The sequence below is a fragment of the Caulobacter sp. Root343 genome (assembly GCF_001425745.1).
Lineage (GTDB): Bacteria > Pseudomonadota > Alphaproteobacteria > Caulobacterales > Caulobacteraceae > Caulobacter.
This window is the reverse complement of the sequence record NZ_LMDF01000009.1, coordinates 179,279-186,836: the sequence shown is the minus strand read 5'-3', so window position 1 is coordinate 186,836 and position 7,558 is coordinate 179,279. Positions and strand designations below refer to the sequence as shown.

Below are 7,558 nucleotides of genomic sequence, written 5' to 3'. Positions count from 1 at the left end.
TCAACGCGGATCATTCAGAAGGCTGTAAAAGTGAGAAGCGGTTGATTTCGCTGACTTCGATCTCGTGAACGCCGGGGATACAGGCGCTTCAATTCCCGTGAATCCCTCTCTCYRWGAGAGAGGGATTTCGGATGAGAGGGAGAATGCGCATTGATCCCGCCTGCCTTTGTTCGGAAAAACAAAGCAGCATTTCGCCCAGGACTCCCATGGCCCCGATCAAGGTCGACCCCGATCACGTCCAGGAATTCGTCGACGCCGACGCCTTCTATGCCTGGCTGGGTCAGAACCACGACAAACAGCCGGAAGTGTGGATCAAGATCCACAAGATCGGCTCGGGCCTGCCGTCGATCAACGCCAAGCAGGCGATCGAGGTGGTGCTGTGCTGGGGCTGGATCGACGGGGTCCGCAAGGGCTTCGACGACAAGAGCTTCCTACAGCGCTACACGCCGCGCGGCAAGAAGAGCATCTGGAGTCAGATCAATGTCGACAATGTCGCGCGGCTGATCGCGGAGGGTCGGATGACCGAGCACGGTCTGCGCGAGGTCGAGGCCGCCAAGGCCGACGGCCGCTGGGCCCGCGCCTATGGCCAGGACATGAAGATCCCCGACGATCTCCAGGCGGCGATCGACGCCAGCCCGGCAGCCAAGGCGATGCTGGCGACCCTGTCGGCCCAGAACCGCTTCTCGCTGGCGTTCCGAGTCCACAACATGAAGACCGAGACAGGCCGGAAAAAGAAGGTCGCCGACTTCGTCGCCATGCTGGAACGCGGCGAGACGATCTATCCGCAGGGCAAGCGGGACAAGGCGTAAGGGCCGGCCGGCGCCGCAAGGGGATGACGCCGGCCGGAGGGCTTACGCGTCGGCCTACTGCTGCCGACAGGACCAAGATGGGAGGCCGCGCCGCCGGATGAAGGCCGTGCGGCGACCCGTCGCGGAGGTTGTGGTGAAGCTTACTCCGCCGCCTCGTCCACCGGCTGGTCGTAGGCCGCCATCATCGCCATGTTCAGGATCTTCGACACCGAGGCCGACAGCGGCGCGATCTGGATCGATTTGCTGAGGCCCAGCAGCACCGGCCCGATCACGGTGGCGCCGCCCAGCGACTGGACCAGCTTGGTGGCGATCGAGGCCGAGTGGATGGCCGGCATGATTAGGATGTTGGCGCTGTCGGTCAGGCGCATGAACGGGTAGTTGGCGCGCTTTTCCGGGTCCAGGGCCAGTTCCGGCGGCATCTCGCCCTCGTACTCGAACTCGACATCCGTCTCGTCGAGCATGGCCACCGCCTCGCGGACCTTTTCCGAGCGCAGGCCCATCGGGTTGCCGAAGGTCGAATAGCTCATGAAGGCCACGCGCGGCTTGAAGCCCAGGCGGGTGACGGCGCGGGCCGCCTCGCAGGCGATCTCGACCAGCTCGTCGGCCTCGGGCAGCTCGGTGACGTTGGTGTCGGCGATGAAGATCGTCCGCCCCTTGGCCAGCACCACGCTCATGCCCATGATCCGGCCGCCTGGCGCGGGGTCGACGACGCGCAGCACCTCTTCCAGGGCTTGGTCGAAGCTGCGGGTGACGCCGGTGACCATGCCGTCGGCCTCGCCCAGGGTGACCATCGAGGCGGCGAAGCTGTTGCGGTCCTGGTTGATCAGCCGCTGGACGTCGCGCTTCAGGTAACCCTGGCGCTGGAGCCGATGGTACAGCGCGTCGACATAGTCCGGATTGCGGTCGGACAGACGGGCGTTGACGATCTCGAGCCCAGCCACGTCGGGGTCGAGGCCGACCAGGCGCATGTTCTCGTGCACCAGGTTCTCGCGGCCGCACAGGATGGCCTTGCCGTAGCCGCCGGTCTGGTAGGCGTAGGCGGCGCGGATGACGCTGGGGTCCTCGCCCTCGGCGAACACGATGCGCTTGGGATTGGCCAGGACCGAGTTCGAGATCTTCTGCAGGAAGCCCGCGGTCGGATCCAGGCGCTGGGCCAGGCTGGCGCGATAGGCGTCCATGTCGGCGATCGGCCGGCGGGCCACGCCGGTGTCCATGGCCGCCTGGGCCACGAACGGCGGCACGTACCAGATCAGGCGCGGGTCGAAGGCCGAAGGGATGATGTAGTTGGGGCCGAACTTCAGCTGGCGGCCGTGATAGGCGGCGGCGACCTCGTCCGGCACGTCCTCACGGGCCAGCATGGCCAGGGCCTGGGCGCAGGCGATCTTCATCTCGTGATTGACGCGGCGAGCCCGCACGTCCAGCGCGCCACGGAAGATGTAGGGGAAGCCCAGGACGTTGTTGACCTGGTTGGGATAGTCCGACCGGCCGGTGCCCATGATCGCGTCCTTGCGGACCTTGTGCACCTCTTCCGGGGTGATCTCCGGATCCGGATTGGCCATGGCGAAGATCACCGGGTTGGGGGCCATCGAGGCGATCATCTCGGGCGTGAAGGCGCCCTTGGCGGACAGGCCCAGCAGCACGTCGGCGCCGGCCACCGCCTCGGCCAGGGTGCGCTTGTCGGTCTTGACCGCGTGGGCGCTCTTCCACTGGTTCATGCCCTCGGTGCGGCCCTGGTAGAGGACGCCCTTGCTGTCGACGGCGATGACGTTCTCGGGATGGACGCCCATGGCCTTGATCAGCTCCAGCGAGGCGATGCCCGCCGCGCCCGGACCGTTCAGCACGACCTTGACGTCCTCGATCTTCTTGCCGGTGATGTGGCAGGCGTTGATCAGGCCGGCGGCGCAGATGATCGCCGTGCCGTGCTGGTCGTCGTGGAAAACCGGGATGTCGAGCAGCTCCTGCAGCTCGGTCTCGATGCGGAAGCACTCGGGGCTCTTGATGTCCTCGAGATTGATGCCGCCGAAGGTGATCCCGATATTCTTGACCACCGTGATGATCTCGTCGGGATCCTTGGAATTGACCAGGATGTCGATGGAGTCGACGTCGCCGAAGCGCTTGAACAGGACGGCCTTGCCTTCCATCACCGGCTTGGAGGCCAGCGCGCCGAGATCACCCAAACCAAGAATGGCGGTGCCGTTCGAGATCACGGCGACCATGTTACCCTTCGAGGTGTATTCGTAGGCCATGTCCGGGTCGGCGGCGATGGCGTGGACGGGAACCGCGACGCCGGGCGAATAGGCCAGCGACAGGTCGCGCTGGGTCGCCATCGGCTTGGTCGGGGTCACCGCCAGCTTCCCCGGCTGGGGGTAGCGGTGGAAGGCCAAGGCCTCCGCATCCGTGAAGGTCTTGCGTTCCGCGTCGCTCATCCGGCGTTTCCCATTCCTGCTGCGCGAGTCGAGTAGGGGGCGCGCCGATCAATGCGAACGCGCCCTTATGTGGGATCACCGTAGCGACGGGGGCCCAGCGTCACAACCGGGCCAATTTCGAAAAATCCCAGCAAACGCTTGTTGGACTTGGCCTTGCGTCAACTTCGCTGACCTCGCGGAAGGCGGCGCGAGGTTGACCTCCGGGGGCGGATTGGGCGATTGGCCATGGTAGGTTTTATTCCGGAGCGTTCCTTGTCCCAGCCCGTGAAGATCGCGATCGCCGGCGCCAACGGCCGCATGGGCCAGGCCGTGGCCAAGGCGCTGGAAGGCCGCGCCGACGCCGTCGTCGCCGCGCGCTTCGATCGTCCCGGATCAGAGTTGGGCGCGGAAGGCGGCGAGCTGGTCTCCCGCGAGGACGCCCTGGCCCAGGCCGAGGCGGTGATCGACTTCACCCTGCCCGGGGCCTCGATGGCCCTGGCCGAGGACGCCGCCGCGAATGGCGGGCCGGCGCTGGTGATCGGCTCCACCGGCTTCTCGGATGAGCAGCTCGCCAGGATCGACGCGGCGGCGACCAAGATCGCCATCGTTCGCTCGGGCAACTACTCGCTGGGCGTCAACATGCTGATGGGCCTGGTGCGCCAGGCCGCCGCGGCGCTGCCCGCCGAAGACTGGGACATCGAGGTCTTCGAGGCCCACCACAAGCGCAAGATCGACGCGCCCTCGGGCACGGCCCTGATGCTGGGCGAGGCCGCCGCCGAGGGGCGGGGGGTCGGTCTCGGCCAGGTCGCCGACCGCGGCCGCGACGGCGTCACCGGCGCCCGCAAGGAAGGCGCGATCGGCTTCTCCGTCGTACGCGGCGGCGGCATCATCGGCGAGCACAGCGTGATCTTCGCCGGAGAGTCCGAGAGCCTGACCCTGTCGCACTCGGCCATCGACCGGGGCCTGTTCGCGCGCGGGGCGATCGCCGCCGCCGTCTGGGTTCGCGGCAAGCCCCCGGGCCTCTACGACATGCAGGACGTACTAGGCTTTTCAAAATAGGGATCTAAAGCTTAGCCGGGGGCTTCTTAGGGATCTAGATTTCAGGACTTGATGGCCGACCCCGCGACCGCTCCCGAACCGAAGACGCCGCCCAAGCCCGGCTGGGATCGCGCGCGCCTGGTCGATCTGGGCCTGGAGGCGGTGTCGCTGTCGATGCTGGCCTTCATCGCCACGGGCCTGGTCGTCTGGTCGGGCCGGCGCGAGATCAGCCGCGAACTGGCCGAGAGCTGGTTGCGCGACCACGGCATCGAGGCGGCGGTCGAGCTGGAGTCGCTGGATTCCACCGGCTTCACCGGCCGGGTCCGCCTGGGCCCACGCAACAATCCCGTCTTTTCGGCCGATCGGCTGGAGGTCGCCTACGACCTGGCTGTCCCGTGGAACGGGGAGGAGTTCGGCATTCAGACCCGGGCCGTGCGCCTGGTGCGTCCGCGTGTCTCGGCCAGCCTCGACGAAAAGGGCCAGCTGCGCTTTGGCGCCCTGCAGCCGCTGATCGACGAGGCGCTGAAGTCGCCGCGCAAGCCCAACGTCCCCGGCCCGGCCATCCTGATCGAGGACGCGCGCCTCGACCTCTCCACGCCCGGCGGCCGCGCCCGCCTGACCGGCGACGCCAGCCTGGACGACGGCCAGTTGCTGCGCCTCGACGGCCGCCTCGCGCCTCTGCACTACGCGGTCCCGAACCTGGCCATCGACAGCAAGGGGGCCACCGTCTCGGCCCGCAAGCGCGGCGACCGGCTGACGGTCGAGGTGTCCATGGCCATCGACAGCCTGGACGCGGAGACCGCCGACCTGTCCGAGGCTCGCGCCAAGCTGTCGGCCGACCTGCCCTATCCCGACCTGACCAAGCTGACCGCCAGCGGGCCCCTGGAGGCCAGGCTCGACCTGCGCGCCGACGGCGGGCGGTTCGGCGACAGCCAGGCCGAGACCGTGAGCGGCGAGGTCACCGTGTCGGGGCGCATCGACGGCGGTCTCGACAATTTCGCCTTCCTGGGCCGCTCGCGCGGCGCCCTGCGCGGGGGACGGCTCTCGGCCCCGGCGCTGGACGCCCGCGACGCTAGCCTGGCCTTCGAGCTTGCCCGCCTCTCGGCCGGACGCAGCCAGGGCCGGATGACCGCTCGCGGGGCGGTCAACGCCGAGCTGCGCGCCGGCCAGGCCGTCGCGGCCGGAACGGCGCTGCGCGACGTGGCGGCCAGGGCCGCCTCGAGCAATCTTGGCTTGGCGCTGGACGGCCAGGGCGCGGCCCTCAATGGGCCGCTGACCCTCGACGCCAGCGCGGGTCGGGTGGCCAGTGGCGGCCTGGCCTTGGCCTCGGCCCGCCTGACCGCCAGCGGCCGCATCGACCAGAGCCCGGACGGCCTGGCCCTGTCCCTGGACGGTTCGGCCGGTGGTCGCAGCGGCATTTCGGGGCCCGACGCCGAGCGGCTGGCGGCCCTGATTCCCAATCCGGCCTATGCCAAGCCTCTATCCCAGGCCCTGCGAACCTTCGCGCTCTCCCTACCCGCCGTCGGCCTGGACCTGAAGGACGGCCGCACCCGCGTGACCCTGGCGAGGGAGGCGCGGCTGGCCGCGCCCAACGGCGTCGTCCTGACCGCCGACGCGCCCAAGGGCCTGCTGCTGGACGCCGGGCCGAACGCCGCGCGAGGGGGCCTGCTCGCCTCGCTGTCGGGCGGCGGCCTGCCCGTGGTGAAGGTCACGGCGCCGGATTGGCGGGCCAGCAACGGCGTCATGACCTCGCGCCTCTCGCTCGCCACCGAAGGCTTTGACCTGCCGCCGATCGAGGGCGTGAGCGGCCGGGTCGACGGCCAGGCGCGGATCGCCGGCGGCCGCTTCACCCTGACCACCGCCCAGTGCGTCCCGGTCACCGCCAAGGCCTATGCGCTGGGCGAGAACCCGGTCACCGACATCAAGGCCAAGCTCTGCCCGGCCAAGGCGCCGCTGGTCACCGCCGGCGCCAACGGCTGGAGCGCGGCCCTGCGCTTCGAGGACGGCGAAGGCGCCCTGGCGGTCGCCGAGACCAGGCTGGCCAACATCAAGGGCGAGGCGACGTTCGGCGGGGCCGGCGGCTTCGACCGCGCCACCGTGCGGGTGGACGGCGCCGCCGCCACCGACGCCGCGCCCGAGCGCCGCTTCAATCCCATCTTGGCCAAGGGTGGCCTGACGCTGTCAGGCGGCCTCTGGACCGGGACCTTCCAGGGCGCCACCCCGACGGGAACGCCGCTGGGCGAGATCCGCCTGCGCCACGTGGTCGCCACCGGCAGGGGTCAGGCCGACATCGACGCTTCGAAACTGGCCTTCGCCAAGGGCGGCCTGCAACCGGCCGACCTGTCGCCGCTGGCCGCCTTCGCCACCGACGCACAAGGGCCAGCCAGCTTCACCGGCGTGTTCGCCTGGGACGCCAAGGGCGCGACCAGCCGGGGTCGCCTGGTCGCCCGCAACATCGACTTCACCAGCCCGATCGGCTTCGTCGCCACCCTGGACGGGGCCGTCGACTTCGACAGCCTCGCGCCCCTGACCACCGCCCCCGGCCAGACCCTGAAGGTGGTCAAGGTCGACTCGATCGTGCCGCTGACCGGGGTGGAGTCGGTGTTCCAGCTGGGCGCCGAGACCCTGAAGGTCTCCAAGGCGACGTTCGAGGCCGCCAAGGGCCGGATCTCGATCGAGCCGATCGACGTGCCCCTGGGCCTGGACAAGCCCATGAGCGGGGTCATCGTCATCCAGCACCTGGACCTGGGCGAGGTGATCGCCGCCTCGTCCCTGGCCGAGAAGGTCAAGGTCGAGGCGGTGGTCGACGGCCGCCTGCCCTTCACCTTCGGCCCCGAGGGCCTGCGCTTCCACGAAGGCAAGATCACCGCCATCCAGCCGGGGCGGGTCGAGCTGTCCCGCGCCGCCCTGACCAGCGTCGCCGCCAGCCCGGCCGACGCGCCCGGCGCGCCGCCCGTCCAGCCCGCCCAGATCAACGCCATCCAGGACTTCGCCTATCAGGCCATGGAGAACCTGGCCTTCGACCAGCTGGAAGCCGGCGTGAACAGCACCGACAAGGGCCGCCTCGGCATCCTGTTCCACATCAAGGGCGAGCACGATCCGAAGGTCGCCGAGAAGGCTCGGGTCGGGATCCTGGACCTGATCCGCGGCCGCGCCTTCGACAAGCGCATCGCCCTGCCGGCCAAGACCCCGGTCGACCTGACCCTCGACACCTCGCTGAACTTCGACGAGCTTCTGAACGCCTGGAAGCTCGCGTTCTCGAAGCCGGCGCCAACCCGTTCAGGTCCGGTTCAACCGTGACCGGCC

Annotated in this window: 4 protein-coding genes; 3 read left to right on the top strand and 1 reads right to left on the bottom strand. The window is 69.2% G+C overall.

The window, feature by feature from the left end; genetic code table 11:
- The first annotated feature begins 206 nt into the window (after nt 1-206).
- Nucleotides 207-809 (top strand): YdeI family protein, encoded by a 603-nt coding sequence (locus ASC70_RS20915; RefSeq protein WP_056054087.1) that lies wholly within the window; start codon nt 207-209, stop codon nt 807-809.
- 140 nt (nt 810-949) lie between these two features.
- On the opposite strand, the gene ASC70_RS20910 is transcribed toward ASC70_RS20915, so the two are convergent.
- Nucleotides 950-3,235: an NADP-dependent malic enzyme gene (locus ASC70_RS20910; RefSeq protein WP_056054084.1), complete on the bottom strand. Its 2,286-nt coding sequence runs from the start codon at nt 3,233-3,235 to the stop codon at nt 950-952.
- Nucleotides 3,236-3,487: 252 nt separating this feature from the next.
- Here ASC70_RS20910 and dapB point away from each other — a divergent pair, with 252 nt between their 5' ends.
- The gene (gene dapB, locus ASC70_RS20905) at nt 3,488-4,273 is read left to right on the top strand and encodes a 4-hydroxy-tetrahydrodipicolinate reductase (protein ID WP_082539519.1); all 786 of its coding nucleotides are present in this window, start codon (nt 3,488-3,490) and stop codon (nt 4,271-4,273) included.
- 51 nt (nt 4,274-4,324) lie between these two features.
- Nucleotides 4,325-7,552 carry a YdbH domain-containing protein gene (locus ASC70_RS20900; RefSeq protein WP_082539520.1) on the top strand — a complete coding sequence of 1,076 codons (3,228 nt, stop codon included), beginning with the start codon at nt 4,325-4,327 and terminating at the stop codon, nt 7,550-7,552.
- Nucleotides 7,553-7,558: the final 6 nt, after the last annotated feature.